Raw genomic sequence first — 24,365 nt, forward strand, 5'->3', positions numbered from 1 at the left:
CCTCGGACCGTGATGGCCCGGAGACGGGGTTATCAACATATCTGGCGTTGACTTTTGGCACGCTGTTGAGTTCTCAAGGAACGGACGCTTCCTTTGTTCCCTTTCGGGCCCTCCGGGCGCTTCCCTTCGTTGTCTCCAACCTTACCAGACTCTTTTTCGTTCCGTTTCCGGTCCGAATTCGATTCCGGCCCCCTGTTGGAGCGGGGTTTTTCGCGCCTTCCGGCGTGTCCACTACTTTAGCGGATTTCCCGGGCGGCTCATAATCGAGCCATTCGGATCTGATTCCGGCATGCCGAAATCGTCCCCGCTGGGAGATCGTGCTGAGTGGTTTGCCGCCGGTGCGGCTCGAGTGGCTACTCCGAAACCGTTACGGCTCCGTGGCAACCCGAGGAACACTACACGACACCCCTGGGCCTCACAAACCTGTGGCAGAGCCCCGTTGACCGCCGTACAGTCGGGCGCATGACGCGTGCGCACACCCAACAGTGGTGGGCCGCCTGACGGCGGCCGACCTGCGCATGCACCGACACACGGCCGCCGCTCCCGGCGGCCGTTCGCGTTTTCCGCACTCTGCGTCACGCACCGGCCCCGGCGGGCGGCGGTCCCAGGACAACGGGAGACGACAGAGATGACACGCACACGGGTCTTCAGCGGGGTCAAGCCCACCGGGCATCTGACACTGGGCAACTATCTGGGGGCCATCCGGCGTTGGGTCGAGGTGGACCAGCACCGGACCGACGCCCTCTTCTGTGTGGTCGACCTGCACGCGCTGACCGTGCACCACGACCCGGCCCGGGTCCGGCGGCTGAGCCGGCAGGCCGCGACGCTCTTCCTCGCCTCGGGGCTGGATCCCGAGCTGTGCACCCTGTTCGTCCAGAGCCATGTCGACGAACACACCCGGCTCGCCTATCTCCTGGAGTGCACCGCCACCGAGGGGGAGCTGCGACGGATGATCCAGTACAAGGAGAAGGCCGCCCGCGAGCGGGCCGGGGAGAGCGGGGTCAGGCTGTCGCTGCTGACCTACCCCGCGCTGATGGCGGCGGACATCCTGGCCCATGGGGCCGAGGAGGTCCCGGTGGGGGACGACCAGGTGCAGCACGTCGAGCTGACGCGGGTGCTGGCCCGGCGGTTCAACGACCGGTACGGGCGGGTGTTCACCGTGCCCCGGGCCACCCGCCCGGCGGTCGCCGCCCGGGTCATGGATCTGCGCGACCCCACCACCAAGATGGGCAAGTCGCACGCCGAGGCGGCGGGCATCGTGTATCTGCTCGACGAGCCCGACACGGTGCGCCGGAAGGTGATGCGCGCGGTGACGGACTCCGGCAGCGAGGTCGTGTACGACCGGGAGACCCGCCCCGGCCTGGCCAATCTGCTGGAGGTGCTGGCCGCCTGCACGGGCGGCCGGCCGGAGGAGCTGGCCGGGGAGTTCGCCTCGTACGGCACGTTGAAGGAGGCCGTCGCGGAGGCTGTGGTGGAGGTGCTGCGTCCCATGCAGGAACGGCACGCGGAGCTCAGCGCCGACCCCGGGTACGTGGACGGGGTGCTGAAGGACGGAGCCGAGCGGGCGCGGGGCCGGTCCCGCACGATCGTGGACGCGGCCTACCGGGCGATGGGGCTGCTGCCCGCGGCCTGAGGATCCCCCTTCCCGCGGGCACCCGGGCTCGGTGACCGGGGGAGGCGGGCGCCCTGCCGTACGGGCACGCGTTCCGGGGCCGCCACGGGCAGTCGCCGGCCCGGTGCCTCCGGTCGGGGGCTGTGTGTCCGGCCGGGGGCACCGTTGTTGCCCTGCCGCTGCCGCCCGTGCCCGTCCGCTCCATGGCCACTGCCCCGTACCCGGCCGGTCGGGTACGGGGCAGTGGTGGGGGCCGGCGGCTGGTTCAGCCGTTGCCGGAGGCGAGTTCGCGGCTCCGGTCGCGGGCCGCCTCCAGGGCGGAGAGCAGCGCGGCGCGGACGCCGTGCCGTTCGAGCTCGCGGATGGCGTTGATGGTGGTGCCCGCCGGCGAGGTCACCGCCTCGCGCAGCTTGACCGGGTGCTCCCCGCTGTCCCGGAGCATCACGGCGGCGCCGATCGCCGCCTGGACGATCAGGTCGTGGGCCTTGTCTCGGGGCAGGCCGAGCAGGATGCCCGCGTCCGTCATGGCCTCGACCAGGAAGTAGAAGTACGCGGGCCCCGATCCGGAGAGGGCGGTGGCCGCGTCCTGCTGGGCCTCGGGGACGCGCAGGGTCTTGCCGACGCCGCCGAAGATCTCCTCGGCGTGGGCGAGGTGTTCGGCGGTGGCGTGGCTGCCCGCCGAGATGACGGACATGGCCTCGTCGACCAGGGCGGGGGTGTTGGTCATGACGCGGACCACGGGTGTGCCGGGGGCGAGCCGCTCCTCGAAGAAGCCGGTGGGGATGCCCGCGGCGCCGCTGATGACCAGCCGGTCGGACGGGACGTGCGGCACGAGCTCGGCGAGCAGCACCCCCATGTCCTGGGGCTTCACGGTGAGGATGAGGGTGTCGGCCTGCTTCGCCGCCTCGGGGTTCGAGACGGACTCCACGCCGTAGCGGCTGCGGAGCTCTTCGGCGCGTTCCGGACGGCGTGCGGTCACCAGCAGGTCGGAGGGGGACCAGCCGCCGCGGATCATTCCGCTGAGCAGGGCCTCGCCGATCTTTCCGGTGCCGAGGACGGCGACCTTCTGCGTCATGGGGGCGTTCACCTCATCGGGGATACGGGTTGCCGCGCGCCCTCGGGCACGGTGCGGACGCGCGGGTGGTGCGGGCTCCATCCTGGCACCGGTCGTGGGCCGGTGCCGGGTCGTACCAGCTTGTGGGAAGGGCGGGGTGGGCTGTGGGCGGGCACGGCCGGTGGGGCTGCTGAGCCGGGGCCGTCCGCATGGGGCGGAGCAGACGGATCGGGTGGGGCAGACGGATCGGGGCGACGGGAGGATCAGACCGTGCGCCGGCGGAGCGTGGCCGCGCCCAGGGCGAGCACCAGCAGAGCGCTGCCGGCCACGACCGCCGCATCGCGGACGAAGTCACCGGTCACCGAGGAGTGGCGGAGCACCTCGTTCATCCCGTCCACGGCGTAGGACATGGGCAGCACGTCGGAGACCGCCTCCAGCGCCGGCTGCATGGTGTCCCGGGGTGCGAAGAGTCCGCACAGCAGGAGCTGCGGGAAGATCACCGCGGGCATGAACTGCACCGCCTGGAACTCACTGGCCGCGAAGGCGCTGACGAACAGCCCCAGTGCGGTGCCGAGCAGGGCGTCCAGCAGGGCGACGAGGAGCAGGAGCCAGGGCGAGCCCGCGATGTCGAGGTCGAGGGCCCAGACGGCGAGGGCCGTGGCGAGGGACGCCTGCACCACGGCCAGCAGTCCGAAGGCGAGCGCGTAGCCGACGATGAGATCGCCCTTGCCCAGCGGCATGGAGAGCAGGCGCTCCAGGGTGCCGGAGGTGCGTTCGCGCAGGGTGGCGATCGAGGTGACCAGGAACATCGTCACCAGCGGGAAGATCCCGAGCAGCGAGGCGCCGATGCCGTCGAAGGACCGCGGGTCGGCGTCGAACACGTAGCGCAGGAGCCCCAGCAGCAGGCAGGGGACGAGCAGCAGCAGGGCGATGGTGCGCCGGTCGTGGCCGAGTTGCCGCAGGACGCGGCGGGCGGTGGCGAGTGTGCGGGCGAGGTTCACCGCTGTTCCCTTCCGGTGGTCGTGGGGCCGGCTCCGGTGGTCGTGGGGCCGGCTCCGGTGGTCGTGGGGCCGGCGGACGAAGCGCTGCCGGCGGCTGCCGTGGCGGCGAGGGCCGGGCCGGTGTCCGTGGCCGCAGACTCGTCGCGCTGCCGCGCGGCGTCGACCAGGCGCAGGAAGGCGTCCTCGACGGTCGCGGTGCCCGTCCGGGCGCGCAGCGCCTCCGGGGTGTCGTCGGCGAGGATCCGGCCGGCCCGCATCAGCAGGAGCCGGCCGCAGCGCTCGGCCTCGTCCATGACGTGGGAGGAGATCAACAGGCTCGTGCCGCGCTCCTCGGCGAGCCGGTGGAAGAGGTTCCAGAGGTCGCGGCGGAGGACGGGGTCCAGGCCGACGGTCGGCTCGTCGAGCACCAGGAGTTCGGGACGGCCGAGCAGCGCCACGGCGAGGGAGACGCGGGAGCGCTGTCCGCCGGAGAGGGTGCCGGCCAGTGCGTCGGCGTGGTCGCCGAGATCGACCTCGGCGAGCGCCCGGTCGACCTCGGCGCGCCGCTCGGTACGGCCCTGGCGGGGGTCGAGAACGGCCGCGTAGTAGTCGAGGTTCTGACGGGCGGTGAGGTCGGCGTAGACGGACGGGGCCTGCGTGACGTAGCCGACGCGGGAGCGCAGCGGGGCGGCGCCGGCCGGGTGGCCGAGGACGTCGAGGACGCCGGTGACCTTGGCCTGGGTGCCGGCGACGGCGCGCATCAGGGTCGACTTTCCGCAGCCGCTGGGGCCGAGCAGGCCGGTGACCCCGCCGCGGGGGATGTCGAAGTCGAGGGTGTCGAGGACGGTGCGGCCGCCGCGGACGACGCTGAGGCCGCGGGCCCGGATGGCGGGCTCCCCGGATTTATTCATCATGCGATGAATAATGCTGCCGGGGGTGGCGCGCGTCAAGGGGCCGGGACGGCGCGGAACCGTTTGCTCCGGAGCTGCTTCGTGGGGCTGTCGGCCTCGGCCGGCCCGCTGGTCCCGGTGTGACCGGCCCGCACGTCCCGCCGCAAGCGGTGGGGTGCGGCGCGGAACGGCACGGCGCGGAACGGTGCCGTGCGGCACGGCACGGAACGGCGCCGTGCGGCACGGCACGGCACGGTGCGGTGCGGTGCGGAAACGGCAGGGCACGGAACGGCAGGGCTCAGTCAGACCCGGTCCACCCGGGGCGACGGCCGTCACCCGTCCGGTGCCGTTCCGTCTTCCCGTGCCGTTCGGATCGCGCCTTCCCGTGCTGCCCGGCACCGGGGCCGTAGGGTCGGCACCGGCGCATCCCGCGCATCCGCGTCCCCGGGGATCGAGAGATCCGGTGACGAGAGACGGTGATCCGTGGAAGGTCCCTCGCCGGCCCGTTCGCCGGCCGCCGCCCGCCGGGGCGCGGCCCCGCTCGGCGCGCTCCTGGCGCTGCTCTCCTGCCTGGCACTGTCCGCATGCGCCTCCGGATCGGGGCGGACCACCGCCACCGGCGCGGACGGCGTCGGGGATCCGATCTTCCCCCGGCTGGGGAACCGCGGTTACGACGTCGGGCACTACGCGCTCCGGCTGGACTACGACGTGGAGCGCCGCAGGCTCGACGGGACGGCCGGCATCACCGCCACGGCCACGGCCGAGCTGCGCAGCTTCAGCCTGGACCTGGCCGGACTGACCGTCCGCGAGGTGACCGTCGACGGCCGGCGGGCCACGGCGCGGCGCACCACGGACAAGCTGGTCGTCCGGCCGCAGAGCCCGGTGCGCAAGGGCGCGGTCTTCCGCACGACGGTCGACTACGACGGCACGCCGCGGGCGCTCGTCGACCCCGACGGCTCGACCGAGGGCTGGGTGCCGACCGACGACGGGGCCCTGGTGGTGGGCGAGCCCACCGGCTCCATGACCTGGTTCCCGGGCAACAACCACCCCAGCGACAAGGCCGCCTACGACTTCGCGATCACCGTCCCCGAGGGCTGGACCGCCCTGGCCAACGGAGAGCTCCGGGACAGCCGGACCCGCGCCGGCCGCACCACGTTCCGCTGGCACAGCGGCGAGCCGATGGCCGGCTACCTCGCCACCGCAACCATCGGAAAGTTCGAGGTCACCCGGTCGACGACGAGGAGCGGGCTGCCGCTGCTGGTCGCCGTGGACCCGCGGGTGGCGAAGCGGAGCGCCGGGCCGCTGAGCGGGATGGCGGAGATGCTGGAGTGGGAGAGCGGGCTGTTCGGCCCGTACCCCTTCTCCTCCGCGGGCGCGATCGTGGACCACGAGCCAGGGGACGTGGACTACGCGCTGGAGGTCCAGACCAAGCCCGTCTATCCGGACGCCCCGGACCGCCTGACGGTCCTCCACGAGCTGGCGCACCAGTGGTTCGGCAATTCGGTGACCCCGAAGACCTGGCGCGACATGTGGCTCAACGAGGGCTTCGCCACCTACGCGGAGTGGCTGTGGACCGAGCAGCACGGCGGGGACTCTGCGCAGCGGACCTTCGACAGGACGTACGCCAAGGGGGAGGACGACCCGGTGTGGGAGTTCCCTCCCGGCGATCCGGGCACCGCGGAGAACATCTCGGACGACCCGGTCTACGAGCGCGGCGCGATGGTGCTCCACGAGCTGCGGAGGACGGTCGGCGACCGGACGTTCTTCCGCATCCTGAAGGGCTGGGCGACGACGTACCGGCACCGGAACGCCGACTCCCGCGACTTCATCGCGTACTGCGAGAAGGAGGCGGGCAGGGATCTGGGCGGGCTGTTCGCGGCCTGGCTGTACGGGGAGGGTCGGCCGGCGCGGGCCTCGTCACCCTGAGGGAAAGCCCTCCTCGCCTGGGGCCGTCCTCGGGGAGTCCTGAGGGACCCCGCCCTGAGGGACCGGGCGCGCGCAGGCGCCGGCCCGCGGGCGGAACGGCGCTCCCGGGCCGCCCGCCAGGTCAGCCGCGCTTGCGCCGCTTCGCCGAGCCGCGGGCGGCCGGGTTTCCCGCCCGGGACGCGCGTCGGCGCTCGTACAGCTCGCACTCCCGCTCGTACTCGGCGCGGTGCAGCTTCTCCCCCGGGGCCTCGACGAAGGCGCGGCAGAACCAGGCGAGCAGCACGCCGATGAAGCCGATCATGCGGACGCTCTGCAGGGAGCGTTCCACGGAGGCGTCGGTGGCCGGGTCCGGGCGGCGGGTGAAGCCCTCCCAGGCACGGCGGAAGGCGAGCGCGTTGCACGCCGCGAACATCACGACCACCAGCATGCTGACGAAGCCGCCGACCGCGGCGATGCTCAGCCCCTCGTAGCCGAGGCGCAGCACGAAGGCACCGGCCGCGGCCGCCACCAGCGCGCCGACGGCGACGCCGACGCGCCGCAGCCCGTAGGCCCCGTCGTGGTGCACCCAGGTCGTGCCGAAGAACCGGATCGGCTCGGGCCGGGGAACGGCGGGCTGCTGCGTCTCACTCATGCCGTCGATTATGGCCCGGCCCGGCCGGAGCCCGGCGGTACGGGGCCCGGCGCTACGGGCCCCGAAGCCCGGCGGTACGGCCCCCGGAGCCCGGCGCTACGGGCCCGGTGCCCGGGAGCCCCGGGCGACCCGCCCGTCAGCCGAGCTTGCTCACGTCCCGCACCGCGCCCTTGTCCGCGCTGGTCGCCATCGCCGCGTAGGCGCGCAGGGCCTGGGAGACCTTGCGCTCACGGTTGACCGGGCGGTAGCCGCCGACCTTCTCCAGCAGGGCGGCGCGGCGGGCGGCCAGCTCCTCCTCGGAGACCTCGAGCTCGATGGCGCGGCCCGGGATGTCGATCCGGATCAGGTCGCCGTCCTCGACGAGCGCGATCGTGCCGCCGGACGCCGCCTCGGGGGAGGCGTGGCCGATCGACAGGCCGGATGTGCCGCCGGAGAACCGGCCGTCGGTGATGAGTGCGCACTTCTTGCCCAGGCCGCGGCCCTTGAGGAAGGAGGTGGGGTAGAGCATCTCCTGCATGCCCGGCCCGCCCTGCGGTCCCTCGTAGCGGATGACGACGACGTCGCCCTCCTTCACCCGCTTGTTCAGGATCGCGTCGACGGCCTCGTCCTGGGACTCGCACACCACGGCCGGGCCCTCGAAGGTCCAGATGGACTCGTCGACGCCGGCGGTCTTCACGACGCAGCCGTCCTCGGCGAGGTTGCCGTGCAGGATGGCGAGGCCGCCCTCGGTGGAGTAGGCGTGCTCGATGTCGCGGATGCAGCCATTGGCGGCGTCGGTATCCAGCGTGTCCCACCGCTCGGACTGCGAGAAGGCGGTGGCGGAACGGACGCATCCGGGCGCCGCGTGGAACATCTCGACGGCCTCGGCGGACGGCGAACCGCCGCGGATGTCCCAGGTCTTCAGCCAGGCGTCGAGGGAGCTGCTGTGCACGGTGTGCACGGCGTCGTTGAGCAGGCCCGCCCGGTAGAGCTCGCCGAGGATCGCGGGGATGCCGCCGGCCCGGTGGACGTCCTCCATGTAGTAGGCGCCGTTCGGCGCCACCTTGGACAGGCACGGCATGCGGCGCGACAGGCCGTCGATGTCGGGCATGGTGAAGTCCAGCCCGGCTTCCTGGGCGGCCGCGAGCAGGTGGAGGATCGTGTTGGTGGAGCCGCCCATGGCGATGTCCAGCGCCATGGCGTTCTCGAACGCGGCGCGGGAGCCGACGGTGCGCGGCAGCACCGTCTCGTCGTCCTGCTCGTAGTAGCGCCGGGTGATGTCGACGACCGTGCGGCCCGCGGCCTGGTACAGCGCCTTGCGGGCGGTGTGGGTGGCCAGCACGGAGCCGTTGCCGGGGAGCGACAGGCCGATCGCCTCGGTGAGGCAGTTCATCGAGTTCGCGGTGAACATGCCGGAGCACGAACCGCAGGTGGGGCAGGCGTTCTCCTCGATGAGGGCCATGTCCTCGTCCGAGACCGCGTCGTTCGCCGAGTCGGCGATGGCGGAGATCAGGTCCAGCTTGCGCACGGTGCCGTCGACCAGCGTCGCCGTGCCGGACTCCATCGGGCCGCCGGAGACGAAGACCGTCGGGATGTTGAGGCGCATGGCGGCCATCAGCATGCCCGGAGTGATCTTGTCGCAGTTGGAGATGCAGATCAGCGCGTCGGCGCAGTGCGCCTCCGTCATGTACTCGACGGAGTCCGCGATCAGGTCCCGGGAGGGCAGGGAGTAGAGCATCCCGGCGTGGCCCATGGCGATGCCGTCGTCCACCGCGATGGTGTTGAACTCCCGCGGCACCCCGCCGGCCTCCTGGATCGCCTCGGAGACGATCCGGCCGACCGGCTGGAGGTGGGTGTGGCCCGGCACGAACTCGGTGAAGCTGTTGGCCACCGCGATGATGGGCTTGCCGAAGTCCTCGCGCGCTACGCCGGCGGCGCGAAGAAGGGCACGGGCGCCCGCCATGTTGCGTCCGTGGGTGACGGTGCGGGACCTCAGCTCTGGCACGGGTGGTCACTCCCTCTGGGGGTTCTCCGGTCTGCGGCGCTCACGCGCTACGGCGTCCGGCCGCCCGGCTACGCCGCCGGGACCCTACGAGCCTACGCCCCGGGGCCAGGATCCGGACAGCTTGTCCGCAATGCGGGACGCCTGTCTCACCCTCCCGGGGACTTCCGGCCACGGGATCCGGCGCCCGACGGCCACGGACGGCACGCCAACCGCTACGGCATCCGGCGCGCGCCCGAGGGCCGTGCGCCCGGGACCGGGGTCCGCCGCCCCGGCCGGTCCGCCGCCCGGCGGGTCAGTCCTCGGTGAGGTAGCGCTGGAGCGTCGGGGCGACCTTGGCGATGATCTCCTCGATGTCCGCGGAGGCGAGCGGTTCGACCCGGAGCACGTACCGCAGGATCGCGATCCCGACCATCTGCGACGCCGCCAGCTCGGCGCGGAACTCCGGGTCCGGAACGGCGAGCTCCCCCGCGACCCGCCCCAGCAGCCGGCGCAGCACGAACCCGCGCAGCACGCTCGCCGCCGCGTCGTGGGTGAGCGCGGAGCGGATGACCGCCAGCAGCGGGGCCCGGGTCGCCGGGTTCTCCCAGATCCCGAAGAAGTAGCGGGCGAGCCGCTCGCCGATGTCCTCGGTCCCCTCGGCCAGCACGTCGGGCACGCTCAGCGCGGGCTCGAAGGACAGCTCGATGGCGGCGGCGAAGATCTGCTGCTTGGTGCCGAAGTAGTGGTGGACGAGGGCCGAGTCGACCCCGGCGGCCTTGGCGATGCTCCGGACGGAGGTCTTGTCGTACCCGCTCGCCGCGAACTCGGTCCGGGCCGCGGTCAGGATCCGGTCCCTGGTTCCGGGGCCGTCGCCGGTGTCCGTCCGGCTCGGCCTGCCGCGCCTGCGGGGCTTCGGCGCGTCCGCCGCGCCCTCGGCCGGCGGACCGCCCGGCCCGGCGCCGTTCCCGTTCCCCGCGCCCTTCCCGTCGCCGGTCACCGCACTCCCCCGCCGGTCCGTGCCCCCGTGCCGCCGTTCACGTCCTGCCGTTCACTTCCGGCCGGCCCGCGCCGACGAGGCCAGGTGCAGCCGGGTGAAGGCCAGCGCCTCCGCCAGGTCCGCCTCCCGCTCGGCGGCCGACATCGCCCGCCGGGTGTTGACCTCGACGACGACATGGCCGGTGAATCCGCTCCCGGCCAATCGTTCCAGCAGCGCGGCACAGGGCTGGCTGCCGCGCCCCGGCACCAGGTGCTCGTCCTTGTTGGAGCCGTTGCCGTCCGCGAGATGGATGTGGGCGAGCCGGTCGCCCATCCGGTCGACCATGTCCAGCGCGTCGTTGCGTGCCGTCGCCGTGTGCGACAGGTCGACCGTGAAGTGCCGGTAGTCGTCCTTGGTGACGTCCCAGTCCGGGGCGTAGGCGAGCATTTCGCGGTCCCGGTAGCGCCAGGGATACATGTTCTCGACCGCGAACCGGACGTCCGTCTCGTCCGCCATCCGCCAGATTCCGTTCACGAAGTCCCGGGCGTAGTTGCGCTGCCACCGGAACGGCGGGTGCACCACGACCGTGGACGCGCCCAGCTGCTCCGCGGCCGACCTGGCCCGCTGGAGCTTCACCCACGGGTCGGTGGACCACACCCGCTGGGTGATCAGCAGACACGGCGCGTGGACGGCCAGAATCGGCACCCCGTGGTAGTCGGAGAGCCGGCGCAGCGCGCCGATGTCCTGACTGACCGGATCGGTCCAGACCATGATCTCGACACCGTCGTAGCCCAGGCGCCCGGCGATCTCGAAAGCGGTCGCCGTGGACTCCGGGTACACGGACGCGGTCGACAGGGCGACCTTCGCTTCCGGGATGCGCACCGCTGGTTGAGCCACGGGAGACAGCGTACGGCGTGTGCGGGACGGATTACCGGGCCACCCCGCGATCGGCGGGGAGACCCGGGTCACCCCGGGGGCAGGTGGTCCAGCCGCCGGAGGATGACTCCCTCGCGCAGCGCCCAGGGGCAGATCTCCAGCTCCTCCACGCCGAACAGGTCCATCGCGGCCTCCGCCACGAGCGCTCCGGCGAGCAGCTGGGAGGCCCGGCCCTCGGACACCCCGGGCAGCTCGGAGCGCTCCTCCACGGTCATGGCCGAGAGCCGCGGAACCCACTCCTCCAGCGCCTTCCGGGGCAGCACCCGCTCGACGTAGAGCCCCTCGGCGGAGCGGGCCGCGCCGGCGATCCGCGCCAGCTGCTTGAAGGTCTTGGAGGTGGCGACGACGTGGTCCGGCGGGCCGAACCGGGTGAACTCGTGCACGATCCTGGCGATCTCGGCCCGGATGTGCCGCCGGAGCGCCTTGACGTCGGCCGGCTCCGGCGGGTCGCCCGGCAGCCAGGAGCCGGTGAGCCGGCCGGCGCCCAGTGGCAGCGACACCTCGCGGTCCGGCTCCTCGTCCAGCCCGTAGGCGATCTCCAGCGAGCCGCCGCCGATGTCCAGGACCAGCAGCCGCCCGGCCGACCAGCCGAACCAGCGCCGCGCGGCCAGGAAGGTGAGCCGGGCCTCCTCGTCCCCTGTCAGCACGGCCAGGTCGACCCCGGTCTCCTCGGTGACCCGGGCGATGACGGCCTCGGCGTTGGTCGCCTCACGGACGGCGGAGGTGGCGAACGGCAGCACCGCTTCGACGCCCTTGTCCTCGGCCGCCTGGAGCGCGTCGGAGATCGTGGCGATCAGCCGGTCGACGCCCTGCTCGCCGATCGCGCCGTCCTCGTCGAGGAGTTCGGCGAGCCGCAGCTCCGCCTTGTGGGAGTGGGCGGGGAGCGGGCGGGCGCCCGGGTGCGCGTCCACCACGAGCAGATGAACCGTATTCGAACCCACGTCGAGGACACCGAGTCTCATACGGTGCACGCTACTGCGGCGCGTGACGGGTCATGAACGCGCCTCCGCACGCTTACGCTGGTGACGTGGGTAAGACGAAAAAGGCCAAGCCGGACGAAATGGCCGATGCCACCGGCTCCACCCCTCCGGACGACGAGGTGGGGCTGGACTTCACGCGCGCCTGGGTCGAGTTCCCGGACCCGGACGACGACGAGCAGCTCTTCCGCTGCGATCTGACCTGGCTGACCTCCCGCTGGAACTGCATCTTCGGCCAGGGCTGCCAGGGCATCCAGGCGGGGCGGGCGTCCGACGGCTGCTGCACGCTGGGCGCGCACTTCTCCGACGAGGAGGACGAGCAGCGGGTGGCCGGGCACGCGGCCCGCCTGACGCCGGACATCTGGCAGTTCCATGACATCGGCACGGCCTCCGGCTGGGTCGAGGAGGACGAGGACGGGGAGCGCCAGACCCGCCGCTGGAAGGGCTCCTGCATCTTCCAGAACCGGCCGGGTTTCCCGGGCGGCGCGGGCTGCTCGCTGCACATCCTGGCGCTGCGCGAGGGCCGCGAACCGCTGGAGACCAAGCCGGACGTCTGCTGGCAGCTGCCGGTCCGGCGGACGTACGAGTGGGTCGACCGGCCCGACGACACCCAGGTGCTGGTGATCTCGATCGGCGAGTACGACCGGCGCGGCTGGGGCAGCGGTGGCCACGATCTGCACTGGTGGTGCACGTCGGCCACCTCGGCGCACGGCGCGGGCGACCCGGTGTACGTCTCCTACCGGCCGGAACTCACCGAGCTGATGGGCGAGGGCGCCTACGACCGGCTGGTCGAGCTCTGCGAGCAGCGGCTCGCCGCCCAGCTCCCGATGGCCCCGCACCCGGCGGACCCGGCCTGACACCGTACGGCTCCCGGTCGGGCCGGGCGGCTCGGGCGGCTCGGGCGGCTCGGGCGGCTCGGGCGGCTCGGGCGGAGTGACGGTAACGGGTCCTGGCCGGGGCAGACGGTGGGGAGCCGCACTCGGGTCCCGGAGATGTGACGACGGGAGTCCGCGCCGGTCCGGACGACGTGACGACCGGAGTCCGCGCCGGTCCGGACGACGTGACGACCGGAGTCCGCGCCCGCCCCGGCGACGCGACGGCGGGGGTCCGCAGCGGTCCGGACGACCGTCACTCCGACGGGACCGCGGTGGCGCTGCCGCTCGGTGACGGGGTGCCGCTACTCCCCGACGGCTCCTCGGGCGCCGACGGCCCCGGTGGGGTCGGTGTCGGGGACGGCTCGGACGGCGTCGGGGTGCTCGTCGGCCCGGGAGTCGCCCCGCGGCCCTCGATGGCCACCACCGCTCCGGCGGGAGCCACCGACACCCGCGCGGTCCACGGCCCGGCCGGCTCCCGGTCGTGGTCCACCACCGCGGTGATCGTCACCGACTCCCCGGGGTGCAGCAGGCCCGCCGTCAGGCTCAGGCGCAGCCAGAGGGCGTCCGTCGAGGCGGACCAGCGCACCGGCGAGCCGCCCGACGCGGTCAGCGTGATCAGCGTCGTACCGCCGCTCGGCTGCGCGGCGACCGTCAGCCGGCCCGGCCCCTTCGCCGCCGGCCCGCCCGGGGGCGCCAGGGCCCCGCTGCCCGTCCGGGTGGTCCCGGACGGCAGGGACGACCAGGAGGAACGGGCCGTCGGCGTGCCCCGGCGGCGGTGCCCGGCGGAGTGCCGTTCGCCGTTCTTGTCCACCACCTCCACCGACACGTCCGGGGACCGGCCGCCCGTACGGAACCCGGACTCCGGCCCCGCCTCGGCGTTGCCCGCCTCCTCGTACGGGTGGCCGGAGAGCCCGCCGGGGCCCGCGTCGGCCGCGGTCACCGAGCCCGTCTCCCGGCCCTCGCCGGTGACCGGCGCCTGCTGGTAGGCCGCCCACAGCGCGAGCACCGGCGCGGCGACCACGGTCGCGACCACGGCCGTCGTCACGGCCCGGCTGCGCATCCGGCGCCGCCGGGCGACCCGGTCCTTGGGGTCCATCGGGAACCCGCTGCGGTGGTAGCGCGGCCCGGTCCGCCCGATGGCCCGGCCGCCGCGACGGGTGCGCGCCATCGCGGCGTAGGCGGCGGCCCGCGGCGCCTCGAGCACCGGCAGGGTTCCGGGCTCGGCGGTGCTGCCGGGCCAGGGGCCGCGCGCGGTCGCGCGCTCGGCGGTGCGCCGGCAGTCGGGGCAGTCGTCGACGTGCCGTACGAGCTCCCGGCGGAGCGCGGCCCCGAGCAGCACCTGGCTGTCCCCGGTGAGGCGGGCCACGACGGGACAGCTTCCGCGCTCCACGACGACGAGCGCGGCACGGGTCCGCTCCACTTCGCAGGCGGCGCTCGACAGCAGCGCGCGGGCGGCGTCGGGCTCCAGCCCGAGGACGGCGGCGACCTCGTCCGGCGGCAGCTGGTGCCGGACCGCGAGTTCGAGCGCCTCCCGCTGCTCGGGCGTGGTGCCCGCGGCCTCCGGCCAGGCGAGAGCGGCGAGTTCCCGGCGGTGCCGGGAGACGGCGGCCTCGGACGGCTCGACGGCACCGGACGGCTCGGGAGCACCGAGTGGTTCGGGACCACCGGACGGCTCGGGAGCACCGGACGGCTCGGGCGAACCGGATGGCTCGGGCGAACCGGATGGATCAGGGGTGCCGGATAGTTCAGGAGTGCCGGGCGGCGCCTGGGCCCCGGGCCCGGAGGGCGCGGGCCTCCGCGCAGGCGGTGCGGGGGACTTCGGCGCGGCCCCTTTCGAGGCGGGCACTTTCGGGGCCTGCTCTTTCGAGGCCTGCTCTTTCGAGGCCGGCGCTGTCGAGGCCGACGCTTTCGGGGCCGACTGCCGCGAACCGGATGCCTTCGGTGCGGAGGGACCTGGGGCGGAGGGTCCCGGCGCCGAGGGGTTCGCGGCGGGCGGCTTCGCGACAGCGGGAGCAGAGGGCTTCGGGGCAGCGGGCTTCGGGGCAGCGGGCTTCGCAGCGGACTGCGGGGCGGAGGCACCCCGCCCTGAGCCACCGGACCGCGGAGCGCCCGGCCGCGCGCCGCCCGGCTGCCGGGGGCCCGATTGCGGGGTGCCCGATGGCCGGGCGCCCGGCCGCGGGGCTTCCGGGAGGGGCGCCGGGGCCGGTGTGCCGCCCGTCCGGCGCTGCTCGGCGAGGCGTTGCAGACAGGCCCAGCGGGCGAGGGCGTAGAGCCAGGGCCGGTACTGCGTGCCGTCGGCCGGCCGGCGCCCGTCCTGCACCTGGGCGAGCGCCATGACGTCGCCGAGTACGGTCGTCGCCGCCTCGTGTTCGCAGAGCACGGACAGGCAGTAGGTGAACAGGCCGTCCAGATGGGGCTCGTAGCGGGCGGTGAGCCGCCGCGGGTGCCGCTCGGGCGCGGCCCCCGGGGCGGGGTGCTCCGCCTCCGGAGCGGAGACGGACCCCGAACTGCCCGTGGATCCACCACCCGAGGCGCCACCACCCGAGGCGCCGCCGCCCGGGGTGCCACCACCCGAGGCGCCGCCGCCGGTGGAGCCGCCCGAGGAGCCGCCCGAGCTGCCCTGCGCGGAGCTCTGCGCACGGCGTTGCGCCCGGTGTGCGCCGGTGGTGTGCGTGGGCCTTCCGCGCCTGCTGCTCATCATCCGGCGACGGTAGGCGGATGATGGCGGGCCGCTCGGACCACTTGGGCAGATTTAACCCCATCGGGTGACCATGTCACTCAAAGGGGGACACGCACTCCTCTTGCACGGCCGCGACTCTGCTATAAGCCATCGCGCACGGAGGATTCCGTGCACGCGACCGCCCGGCCCGGCCCGTTCGCCCGCCCCGCTCCGGCCTCCCCGCTCCGGCCTCCCCGCCGGCCTCACGCGGGACGCCACCGCTCCCTGCGCCCGGGCACAGAGCCACCCCGCGCGCCGTACTCCGCCGCCCCGCACCCCCGTGTCGTACCCCACCGCTACGGTGAACCGCATGGCTGCCCGCACCTCCCGTTCGTCCGCCAAGGACCGTCCCTCCTACCGCTGCACCGAATGCGGCTGGACCACCGCCAAATGGCTCGGCCGCTGCCCGGAGTGCCAGGCGTGGGGCACGGTCGAGGAGTTCGGCGGCGCGCCCGCGGTCCGCACCACCGCGCCCGGCCGCGTCACCTCGGCCGCGCTGCCGATCGGCCAGGTCGACGGCCGCCAGGCCACCGCCCGCAGCACCGGGGTGGCCGAACTGGACCGGGTGCTGGGCGGCGGGCTCGTCCCCGGCGCCGTCGTGCTGCTCGCGGGAGAGCCGGGCGTCGGCAAGTCCACGCTGCTCCTGGACGTCGCCGCGAAGGCCGCCTCCGACGAGCGGCGCACCCTCTACGTGACCGGTGAGGAGTCGGCGAGCCAGGTCCGGCTGCGCGCCGACCGGATCGGGGCGCTCAACGACCACCTCTACCTCGCCGCCGAGACCGACCTCTCCGCCGTCCTCGGCCATCTCGACACCGTCAAGCCGTCCCTGCTCGTCCTGGACTCGGTGCAGACCGTCGCCTCCCCCGAGATCGACGGGGCGCCCGGCGGCATGGCCCAGGTCCGGGAGGTCGCCGGTGCGCTGATCCGCGCCTCCAAGGAGCGCGGCATGTCCACCCTCCTGGTCGGCCATGTGACCAAGGACGGCGCCATCGCCGGCCCGCGGCTGCTGGAGCATCTGGTGGATGTGGTGCTGCACTTCGAGGGCGACCGGCACGCCCGGCTGCGCCTGGTCCGGGGCGTGAAGAACCGCTACGGCGCGACCGACGAGGTCGGCTGCTTCGAGCTGCACGACGAGGGCATCACCGGCCTCGCCGACCCGTCGGGCCTCTTCTTGACCCGCCGGGCCGAGCCGGTGCCCGGGACCTGTCTCACCGTCACCCTGGAGGGCCGCCGCCCGCTCGTCGCCGAGGTGCAGGCGCTCACCGTCGACTCGCAGATCCCCTCGCCGCGCCGGACCACCTCGGGTCTGGAGACCTCCCGGGTCTCGATGATGCTGGCCGTCCTGGAGCAGCGGGGCAAGATCTCCCAGCTCGGCAAGCGGGACATCTACAGCGCCACGGTCGGCGGGGTGAAGCTCTCCGAACCGGCCGCCGACCTCGCCGTGGCGCTCGCCCTGGCCAGCGCCGCGAGCGACACACCGCTGCCGAAGAACCTCGTCGCGATCGGCGAGGTCGGCCTGGCGGGAGAGGTACGCCGGGTCACCGGGGTGCAGCGGCGGCTGGCCGAGGCGGCCCGGCTCGGCTTCACCCACGCGCTGGTCCCCGCCGACCCGGGAAAGGTCCCGGCCGGGATGCGGGTGACGGAGGTGGCGGACATGGGTGACGCGCTGCGCGTTCTGCCCCGGCGCACGCGCCGGGAAGCCCCGAAGGAGGAGGCACCACATAAGTAGTCCGGCCGCCGGTAGACTTTGCCCTGGTCTCGCCCGTACGTACGCACCCGGGCCCCCCAATCCTGCGACCGGAGGAGTGCAGTGGCAGCCAGCGACCGGACGGCAGCTCCCGGGAAGTCCGGCGGGAGCTCCGGCGCCGATGGCCTGATGCGAGCCTCGCTGAGCGCGGTCGCGCCCGGCACGGCGCTGCGTGACGGGCTCGAACGCGTCCTGCGGGGCAACACCGGCGGCCTCATCGTCCTCGGCATGGACAAGTCGGTCGAGTCGATGTGCACCGGCGGCTTCGTGCTCGACGTCGAATTCAGCGCGACCCGGCTGCGCGAGCTGTGCAAGCTGGACGGCGCACTGATCCTCGACAAGGACATCACCAAGATCGTCCGAGCGGGTGTTCAGCTGGTCCCGGACGCCTCGATCGCCACCGAGGAGACGGGCACCCGGCACCGCACCGCGCAGCGCGTCTCCATCCAGGCGGGCTTCCCGGTGGTCTCCGTCAGCCAGTCGATGCGGCTGATCGCGCTGTACGTCGGCGGGCAGCGCCGCGTCCTGGAGGACTCCGCGGCGATCCTCTCCCGCGCCAACCAGGCCCTGGCCACCCTGGAGCGCTACAAGCTCCGGCTCGACGAGGTGGCGGGCACGCTCTCGGCGCTGGAGATCGAGGACCTGGTGACGGTCCGGGACGTCTCGGCGGTGGCCCAGCGCCTGGAGATGGTGCGGCGCATCGCCACGGAGATCGCCGAGTACGTCGTGGAGCTGGGCACCGACGGCCGGCTCCTCTCCCTCCAGCTGGACGAGTTGATCGCGGGGGTGGAGCCGGAGCGCGAGCTGGTGGCCCGCGACTACGTGCCCGAGCCGACGGCCCGGCGCTCCCGCACGGTGCCCGAGGCGATGACCGAGCTGGACTCGCTCAGCCACGCGGAGCTGCTGGAGCTGCCCACGGTGGCGCGGGCGCTGGGGTACAGCGGTTCCCCGGAGGCCCTGGACTCCGCGGTCTCCCCGCGGGGCTACCGGCTGCTGGCCAAGGTGCCCCGGCTGCCGAACACCGTCATCGAGCGGCTGGTCGAGTACTTCGGCGGCCTGCAGAAGCTGTTGGCGGCCAGCGTCGACGACCTGCAGACGGTGGAGGGCGTGGGCGAGGCCCGGGCCCGCTCCGTCCGCGAGGGCCTGTCCCGGCTGGCCGAGTCCTCGATCCTCGAGCGGTACGTCTAGCGCCTGTCCACCGGCCGGCCCGTCCACCGGCCCCCGTCGTCCCTGGGACGGCGGGGCCGCGGCGCGGGAGCTGCGGTCAGTCCTTGGCGAGGGAGAAGGAGACCTGGGCGGCCGGCAGCCCGGCGCCCTTCACCTCCACCAGGTAGGTGCCCGGCTTCGCCGAACCCGCCGACGGCGTGGCGCACTTGGGCTCACTGGGCCGGCGGTCCCACTCGACGTCGCGCGTGGCCTCCCCCTCGGCCGGGACCGCCAGCTGCATCCGGCGGCTCTTCTTCGCGCAGTCGTCCGAGGCCCAGAGCGGATCGTCGTCGTCCGCGTAGGTGATGGTCATGACCGCGTCCTTCTCACCGAACGTCACCTTGCAGGACTGTTCGGAGGAGTTCTTCGCGACGATCTCGAACTCGGGCTTCTCGTCCGGGGCGTAGGAGTTCCTGACGCTGCGCACGCTCAACTTCACCGCGTCGCGCGTGCAGTCGGGGAGGCCCGTACCGGCCGGGACGCCGGCTGCGCCGCTTCCGCCCGCACCCGTCGCCGCGCCGCCCTGCCCCTGGCCGTCGTCGCCGGGGCCCGCCGTCGCGGAACCGCCGGCTCCGCCGCCCGGCCCGCCGCTGGTGCCCGCGGAGCCGCCGCTGCCGCCGCCCGTCGACTCGTCGCGGCCGCCCGGCCGTTCGGTGACGGCCGGACCGGACGAGGAGGGGCCGGGACCGATGGACGACGCGGGACCGCCGCCGTCGCGGCCCTGCCCCCGGTCGTCCTGGCCTCCCGAGCCGCCGGAGCCGACGGCCCACAGCACCAGAAGGCCGAGCAGCGCGACCACGCACGCCGCAACTGCCCTCCGTCGCCAGTAGATGGAGGAGGGAAGCGGCCCGACCGGATTGCGCAGAGATCCCACGCGCAAACTGTACGAGAGATCGCCCCGTTGACCGGCCAGTACCCGCCGCCATTCCGTCGTCTTTTCCGGATCATCATCACGGATTCCGGCCGCGGGTCCCGGACCGCCGTGCGGCCGGCGCGACGGTCGTCACCCACCGCGACCGAACGGGCGGCCCGGGCACCGTCCGTGACCATCCGGGAAGGAGAACGCCGTCGGCGTGCGCACCGGCTCCCCACCACCACCGGCCCGCCACGACCGGGCCGCCGGGATTGGGCCGGCTGCCCGCCGGGCGGACAACACGCCGACGGGGCGGGACCGGCCCCGCGGCCTCCGCAGCGCGCTGACGCGCGGCGCCACCCTCCCGAGGCGGCCGCCGCCCGGCGCGGAACGTCCCGCGCCGGGCGGAGCCATGTCAGGATCGGAACTGCCATGACTACGACCACGCCCCGCACCGATGCTCCCGCCGCCTTGCACACCCCGGTCATCGACTGGTTCGAGACGCACGCCCGCGACCTCCCCTGGCGCCGTCCCGAAGCCGGCCCCTGGGGCGTCATGGTCAGCGAGTTCATGCTCCAGCAGACCCCCGTCAGCCGGGTCCTCCCCGTGTACGAGCAGTGGCTCGCCCGCTGGCCGCGGCCCGCGGACCTGGCCGCCGAGCCGCCGGGCGAGGCCGTCCGCGCCTGGGGCCGGCTCGGCTACCCGCGCCGTGCCCTGCGGCTGCACGCGGCGGCCGCCGCGATAACGGAACGGCACGGCGGCGACGTACCGCGCGACCACGCGAAGCTCCTCGCGCTGCCCGGTGTCGGCGAGTACACCGCGGCGGCGGTGGCCTCCTTCGCGTACGGGCAGCGGCACGCCGTCCTGGACACCAATGTCCGCCGGGTGTTCGCCCGCGCCGTGAGCGGCGCCCAGTACCCGCCGACCGCCACCACGGCCGCCGAGCGCCATCTCGCCCGTGCCCTGCTCCCCGACGACGAGCCGACCGCCGCCGCGTGGGCCGCCGCCACCATGGAGCTCGGCGCGCTGGTCTGCACCGCCCGCACCCCCGACTGCCACCGCTGCCCGATCGCCGCGCACTGCGCCTGGCGGCTCGCCGGCTCGCCCGCGCACGACGGACCGCCGCGCCGGGGCCAGACCTACGCGGGCACCGACCGCCAGGTGCGGGGCAAGCTCCTGGCCGTGCTGCGGGAAGCCGTCGGCCCGGTGCCGCAGTCGGCGCTCGACGCCGTCTGGGACGAGCCGGTGCAGCGCGCCCGCGCCCTGGACGGGCTGGTCGCCGACGGGCTCGTGGAGCCGCTCGACGGCGGGGAGTACCGCCTCCCGCACGCCTGACCCGGCTCCTCTCGCCCATACTCAGCGTCCCTTTCCTCCCCGCCGTTACACAACCGACGGGTAGCCGTGCGTATCCCGAGGGCCGGAGCGCACGGCTCCGTTACAGCGCCTCCGTAATTTTCTGGCTGTGCCGGGAAGTCCGGCGCGACGGGGGCGGGAAACCGGGGAACGGAGGCGGTCGGAGATGGCAAGCAGTGAGGTCGGCGAGGTCCTGGGATTCGAGGAGTACGTCAGGACCCGGCAGGAGGCACTGCTGCGGAGCGCCCGGCGTCTCGTACCGGACCCGGTCGACGCCCAGGACCTGCTCCAGACCGCCCTGGCCCGCACCTTCGGCCGCTGGGACGGCATAGCCGACAAGTCCCTGGCCGACGCCTACCTCCGGCGCGTCATGATCAACACCCGGACCGAGTGGTGGCGGGCGCGGAAGCTGGACGAGGTGCCCACCGAGCAGCTCCCCGAGCCGAGCGTCGACGACGGCACCGAGCAGCGCGCCGACCGCGCTCTGCTGATGGACGTGCTGAAGGTGCTCGCCCCGAAGCAGCGCAGCGTCGTGGTGCTGCGACACTGGGAGCAGATGAGCACGGAGGAGACGGCGGCGGCCCTGGGCATGTCGACCGGAACCGTGAAGAGCACGCTGCACCGGGCGCTGGCCCGGCTGCGCCAGGAGCTGGAGAGCCGGGAGCTGGACGCACAGGAGCTGGAACGCACCGAGCGGGGGCGCGAGCGGTGCGCCGCTTGACCAGGGCTGACAACACCCACAGCACGACGGCCTGTTTCCTCAGGACCGGTGCGGCGGTCGCGGGCGCGGCCGCCGCCGGCCTGTTGCTGGCCGGCTGTGGCACGGGCGGCGAGGGCGTCCGTACCGAGGGCCCGGCACAGGCGGGCTCGACCAAGGTGGTCCCGGCCACCCCCTCCCCGTCCCCCAGCGCGCCGTCGCGGGTCGACGCCGTGAAGATGCTCAAGAACGACCCGAAGGTCAGCGACCAGATCCGCAAGGGCCTCAAGCCGTGCGCCGGGGAGTACCCGGTGGACGTGAGCTACGGGGACATCACCCGCAACAGCGCACCCGATGTGGTCATCAACGTCCTGACCTGCGGCGACGCGATCGGCATCGGGTCGTATGTGTACCGCGAGAACGTGGCGCGCAAGAAGTACGAGAACGTTTTCGCCAACGAGCAGCCGCCGGTCTACGCGGTGATCTCCCAGGGGAATCTGGAGGTCACCCAGCAGACGTACGCGCCCGGTGACTCGGTGTCGGAGCCGTCGGGCGAGAACATCACCACCTACCGCTGGGACGACGGCAGGTTCACCCAGATCCGGGGGACCCGCAGCGAGTTCAGCAAGTCCGTGAAGGGCTCCGACCCGACCAAGGATCCGGAGGGCTGAGAGCAGACGATGGCCGATACCCATGTGCTCTTCGTCGAGGACGACGACGTCATCCGTGAGGCGACCCAGCTCGCGCTGGAGCGCGACGGGTTCCACGTCACCGCCGTACCGGACGGACTGACGGGGCTGGAGAAGTTCCGTGCCGACCGGCCGGACATCGCGCTGCTGGACGTGATGGTGCCCGGCCTGGACGGGGTGAGCCTGTGCCGCCGGATCCGGGACGAGTCGGCCGTCCCCGTGATCATGCTGTCGGCGCGGGCGGACTCGATCGATGTGGTCCTCGGCCTGGAGGCCGGCGCCGACGACTACGTGACCAAGCCGTTCGACGGGGCGGTGCTGGTGGCCCGGATCCGGGCGGTCATGCGCCGCTTCGGCCATGCGGGCGGGCCCGGCGCGGGCGACGACGGGCAGCCCGAGGGCGGTCTGCGGACCTTCGGCGACCTGGAGGTCGACACCGAGGGCATGGCGGTGTTCAAGCGGGGCGAGCCGGTCGGCCTGACCCCGACGGAGATGCGGCTGCTGCTGGAGTTCTCCGGCGCGCCGGGGACCGTCCTCTCCCGCGACAAGCTGCTGGAACGGGTCTGGGACTACGGGTGGGGCGGCGACACCCGGGTGGTGGACGTCCATGTGCAGCGGCTGCGGGCCAAGATCGGCCAGGACCGGATCGAGACGGTCCGCGGCTTCGGCTACAAGCTCAAGGGCTGACCGCGCGTGCGACGTTTCGCCCTGCGGACCGGTCTCCGCTGGAAACTCATCATCGCCATCGCCGCCGTCAGCTCGCTGGGGGCCATCGCGCTCAGCCTGGTGGTGCACAACGCGGCCCGTGTCTCGATGCTCGACAGCAGCCGCGACATGCAGGACGAGCGCATCAAGTGGGTGCAGAGCGTCTACAAGACGAAGGGGCTCCCGCCGTTCGCGAAGATCGACGACCCGGCGCTGCCCCCGGCGCTGCGGGCCGTCGTGCTCACCGGCAAGCGGGCCACCTATCTCGACGACGACCAGGGCGACGCCCCCGAGGTCTGGGCGGCGGTGCCGCTGGCAGGCGGCCGGGTGCTGTCCATCCACACCCGCTTCGAGGACCGGTACGCCGTCCTCACCGACCTCGACCAGGCGCTGGTCGTCGGCTCGGCCTCGGTGGTGCTCGGCGGCTGCGCGCTGGGCGTGCTCATCGGCGGGCAGCTCTCGCGGCGGCTGCGGAAGGCGGCCACCGCGGCCGGGAAGATCACCGAGGGGGACACGGGCGTCCGGATCCGGGACGCGATCGGCGGCCGGGTGCGGGACGAGACGGACGACCTGGCGCGGGCGGTGGACGCCATGGCCGACGCCCTCCAGCAGCGGCTGGACGCCGAGCGGCGCGTCACCGCGGACATCGCGCACGAGCTGCGCACCCCGGTGACGGGGCTGCTCACCGCGGCGGAGCTGCTGCCCCCGGGCCGGCCCACCGAACTCGTCCGGGACCGGGCGCAGGCGATGCGCACTCTGGTCGAGGACGTGCTGGAGGTGGCCCGGCTGGAGACCGCCGCCGAGCGGGCCGAGCTGCAGGAGATCGCGCTCGGCGAGTTCGTCGAGCGCCGGGTGCGGGTGCTGGCCCCGGACGCCACGGTGCGGGTCGACCGGAACGCGTATGTGCACACCGACCCGCGGCGGCTGGAACGCATCCTCGGCAACCTCCTCGCCAACGCCGCCAAGCACGGGAGGACGCCGGTGGAGGTCACGGTGGACGGGCGGGTGCTCAAGGTCCGCGACCACGGACCGGGGTTCCCGGCCGCACTGCTGGCGGAGGGACCGAGCCGGTTCCGCACCGGCAGCACCGACCGGTCCGGCAACGGCCACGGCCTGGGGCTGACCATCGCCACGGGTCAGGCGCGGGTGCTGGGCGCCCGGCTGACGTTCCGCAACGCGATTCCGCAGGACGGCGGGGTGCCGCCGGAGGGCCGGGAAGCGGACGGCGGGGTGTCCTCGGAGAGCCGGGAAGCGGACGGCGGGGCGGTGGCCGTGCTGTGGCTGCCGGAGTCCGCGCCCACCGAGACCGGCAGCATCCCGGTGATCACGCTGCCGGAGTAGGGCCCGGTCACCGGGGCCTGGGCGGGGCGGGCCGAGCCGGTCCGGTCCGGTCCGGTCCGGTCCGGTCCGGTCCGGGCTGAACGCACTGCGGTCCGGCAAGGTTCGGCCGGTCCGGTCGGGACCTGAGTGAGCCCCGGCACCCGGCACCCGGCACCCGGCACCCGGCACCCGGCACCCGGCACCCGGCACCACGAACGCCCGCGGCACCCGGCACGATGCCGGGTGCCGCGGGCGT

Annotated in this window: 20 protein-coding genes; 10 read left to right on the forward strand and 10 right to left on the reverse strand. The window is 73.9% G+C overall.

The window, feature by feature from the left end:
• Nucleotides 1-628 precede the first annotated feature (628 nt).
• The gene (trpS, locus tag ABT112_RS12915; RefSeq protein ID WP_351508699.1) at nucleotides 629-1,633 is read left to right on the forward strand and encodes a tryptophan--tRNA ligase; all 1,005 of its coding nucleotides are present in this window, start codon (nucleotides 629-631) and stop codon (nucleotides 1,631-1,633) included.
• A 244-nt stretch (nucleotides 1,634-1,877) separates the two neighbouring features.
• On the opposite strand, the gene proC is transcribed toward trpS, so the two are convergent.
• The 3 genes from proC to ABT112_RS12930 form a co-directional block, all read right to left on the reverse strand.
• Nucleotides 1,878-2,687, reverse strand: coding sequence for a pyrroline-5-carboxylate reductase (gene proC / locus ABT112_RS12920; RefSeq protein ID WP_351508701.1), 810 nt, complete (start codon nucleotides 2,685-2,687; stop codon nucleotides 1,878-1,880).
• A gap of 242 nt (nucleotides 2,688-2,929) precedes the next feature.
• Nucleotides 2,930-3,667, reverse strand: a complete 738-nt coding sequence (locus ABT112_RS12925) for an ABC transporter permease (protein WP_351508703.1) — start codon at nucleotides 3,665-3,667, stop codon at nucleotides 2,930-2,932.
• Nucleotides 3,664-4,560 (reverse strand): ABC transporter ATP-binding protein, encoded by an 897-nt coding sequence (locus ABT112_RS12930; protein WP_351508705.1) that lies wholly within the window; start codon nucleotides 4,558-4,560, stop codon nucleotides 3,664-3,666. Before ABT112_RS12930 ends, ABT112_RS12925 begins: the two co-directional genes overlap by 4 nt.
• A 459-nt stretch (nucleotides 4,561-5,019) precedes the next feature.
• On the opposite strand from ABT112_RS12930, the gene ABT112_RS12935 reads away from it, so the two are divergent.
• A complete protein-coding gene (locus ABT112_RS12935; RefSeq protein WP_351508707.1) occupies nucleotides 5,020-6,462 on the forward strand; it encodes a M1 family metallopeptidase in 1,443 nt (480 codons plus the stop codon).
• Nucleotides 6,463-6,583: 121 nt separating this feature from the next.
• Here ABT112_RS12935 and ABT112_RS12940 read toward each other — a convergent pair whose 3' ends face one another.
• From ABT112_RS12940 to ABT112_RS12960, 5 genes are all read right to left on the reverse strand, one after another.
• Nucleotides 6,584-7,093, reverse strand: a complete 510-nt coding sequence (locus ABT112_RS12940) for a hypothetical protein (protein WP_351508709.1) — start codon at nucleotides 7,091-7,093, stop codon at nucleotides 6,584-6,586.
• 136 nt (nucleotides 7,094-7,229) lie between these two features.
• Nucleotides 7,230-9,077, reverse strand: a complete 1,848-nt coding sequence (ilvD, locus tag ABT112_RS12945) for a dihydroxy-acid dehydratase (RefSeq protein WP_351508711.1) — start codon at nucleotides 9,075-9,077, stop codon at nucleotides 7,230-7,232.
• A gap of 292 nt (nucleotides 9,078-9,369) precedes the next feature.
• Complete coding sequence (locus tag ABT112_RS12950) at nucleotides 9,370-10,053, reverse strand: TetR/AcrR family transcriptional regulator (RefSeq protein WP_351508714.1); 684 nt, start codon at nucleotides 10,051-10,053, stop codon at nucleotides 9,370-9,372.
• Nucleotides 10,054-10,104: 51 nt separating this feature from the next.
• A complete protein-coding gene (locus ABT112_RS12955) occupies nucleotides 10,105-10,929 on the reverse strand; it encodes a sugar phosphate isomerase/epimerase family protein (protein WP_351508716.1) in 825 nt (274 codons plus the stop codon).
• 68 nt (nucleotides 10,930-10,997) lie between these two features.
• Entirely contained in the window at nucleotides 10,998-11,930 is a 933-nt protein-coding gene (locus tag ABT112_RS12960; RefSeq protein WP_351508718.1) for a Ppx/GppA family phosphatase, read from the reverse strand.
• A 65-nt stretch (nucleotides 11,931-11,995) separates the two neighbouring features.
• Between ABT112_RS12960 and ABT112_RS12965 the strand changes: the two genes are divergently transcribed.
• Entirely contained in the window at nucleotides 11,996-12,802 is an 807-nt protein-coding gene (locus ABT112_RS12965; protein ID WP_502975325.1) for a DUF3109 family protein, read from the forward strand.
• 271 nt (nucleotides 12,803-13,073) lie between these two features.
• Here ABT112_RS12965 and ABT112_RS12970 read toward each other — a convergent pair whose 3' ends face one another.
• A complete protein-coding gene (locus ABT112_RS12970; RefSeq protein ID WP_351508719.1) occupies nucleotides 13,074-15,521 on the reverse strand; it encodes a sigma-70 family RNA polymerase sigma factor in 2,448 nt (815 codons plus the stop codon).
• Nucleotides 15,522-15,849: 328 nt separating this feature from the next.
• On the opposite strand from ABT112_RS12970, the gene radA reads away from it, so the two are divergent.
• Entirely contained in the window at nucleotides 15,850-17,268 is a 1,419-nt protein-coding gene (radA, locus tag ABT112_RS12975) for a DNA repair protein RadA (protein ID WP_351508722.1), read from the forward strand.
• An 81-nt stretch (nucleotides 17,269-17,349) separates the two neighbouring features.
• The gene (gene disA, locus ABT112_RS12980; protein WP_351508724.1) at nucleotides 17,350-18,474 is read left to right on the forward strand and encodes a DNA integrity scanning diadenylate cyclase DisA; all 1,125 of its coding nucleotides are present in this window, start codon (nucleotides 17,350-17,352) and stop codon (nucleotides 18,472-18,474) included.
• Between the two features lie 76 nt (nucleotides 18,475-18,550).
• Here disA and ABT112_RS12985 read toward each other — a convergent pair whose 3' ends face one another.
• Nucleotides 18,551-19,366, reverse strand: a complete 816-nt coding sequence (locus ABT112_RS12985) for a hypothetical protein (RefSeq protein ID WP_351508726.1) — start codon at nucleotides 19,364-19,366, stop codon at nucleotides 18,551-18,553.
• 411 nt (nucleotides 19,367-19,777) lie between these two features.
• Between ABT112_RS12985 and ABT112_RS12990 the strand changes: the two genes are divergently transcribed.
• The 5 genes from ABT112_RS12990 to cseC all read left to right on the forward strand — a co-directional run bounded on the left by ABT112_RS12990 (nucleotide 19,778) and on the right by cseC (nucleotide 24,130).
• Entirely contained in the window at nucleotides 19,778-20,680 is a 903-nt protein-coding gene (locus ABT112_RS12990; protein WP_351508728.1) for an iron-sulfur binding domain-containing protein, read from the forward strand.
• Between the two features lie 184 nt (nucleotides 20,681-20,864).
• Complete coding sequence (locus ABT112_RS12995; RefSeq protein WP_351508729.1) at nucleotides 20,865-21,419, forward strand: SigE family RNA polymerase sigma factor; 555 nt, start codon at nucleotides 20,865-20,867, stop codon at nucleotides 21,417-21,419.
• Nucleotides 21,416-22,066, forward strand: a complete 651-nt coding sequence (locus ABT112_RS13000) for a hypothetical protein (RefSeq protein WP_502975326.1) — start codon at nucleotides 21,416-21,418, stop codon at nucleotides 22,064-22,066. Before ABT112_RS12995 ends, ABT112_RS13000 begins: the two co-directional genes overlap by 4 nt.
• Before the next feature lie 9 nt (nucleotides 22,067-22,075).
• The gene (gene cseB, locus ABT112_RS13005) at nucleotides 22,076-22,771 is read left to right on the forward strand and encodes a two-component system response regulator CseB (RefSeq protein ID WP_351508733.1); all 696 of its coding nucleotides are present in this window, start codon (nucleotides 22,076-22,078) and stop codon (nucleotides 22,769-22,771) included.
• A 6-nt stretch (nucleotides 22,772-22,777) separates the two neighbouring features.
• A complete protein-coding gene (gene cseC / locus ABT112_RS13010) occupies nucleotides 22,778-24,130 on the forward strand; it encodes a two-component system sensor histidine kinase CseC (protein ID WP_351508735.1) in 1,353 nt (450 codons plus the stop codon).
• Nucleotides 24,131-24,365 lie beyond the last annotated feature (235 nt).

Source organism: Streptomyces sp. NPDC002055 (assembly GCF_040296705.1).
In the GTDB taxonomy this organism is placed as follows: domain Bacteria; phylum Actinomycetota; class Actinomycetes; order Streptomycetales; family Streptomycetaceae; genus Streptomyces.

Coding starts and splice junctions, on each gene's coding strand:
- proC (WP_351508701.1), bottom strand. CDS start 2,687: ATGACGCAGAAGGTCGCCGTCCTCGGCACCGGAAAGATCGGCGAGGCC.
- ABT112_RS12940 (WP_351508709.1), bottom strand. CDS start 7,093: ATGAGTGAGACGCAGCAGCCCGCCGTTCCCCGGCCCGAGCCGATCCGG.
- ABT112_RS12970 (WP_351508719.1), bottom strand. CDS start 15,521: ATGATGAGCAGCAGGCGCGGAAGGCCCACGCACACCACCGGCGCACAC.
- ABT112_RS12930 (WP_351508705.1), bottom strand. CDS start 4,560: ATGATGAATAAATCCGGGGAGCCCGCCATCCGGGCCCGCGGCCTCAGC.
- cseB (WP_351508733.1), top strand. CDS start 22,076: ATGGCCGATACCCATGTGCTCTTCGTCGAGGACGACGACGTCATCCGT.
- ABT112_RS12960 (WP_351508718.1), bottom strand. CDS start 11,930: ATGAGACTCGGTGTCCTCGACGTGGGTTCGAATACGGTTCATCTGCTC.
- trpS (WP_351508699.1), top strand. CDS start 629: ATGACACGCACACGGGTCTTCAGCGGGGTCAAGCCCACCGGGCATCTG.
- ABT112_RS12990 (WP_351508728.1), top strand. CDS start 19,778: ATGACTACGACCACGCCCCGCACCGATGCTCCCGCCGCCTTGCACACC.
- ABT112_RS12995 (WP_351508729.1), top strand. CDS start 20,865: ATGGCAAGCAGTGAGGTCGGCGAGGTCCTGGGATTCGAGGAGTACGTC.
- radA (WP_351508722.1), top strand. CDS start 15,850: ATGGCTGCCCGCACCTCCCGTTCGTCCGCCAAGGACCGTCCCTCCTAC.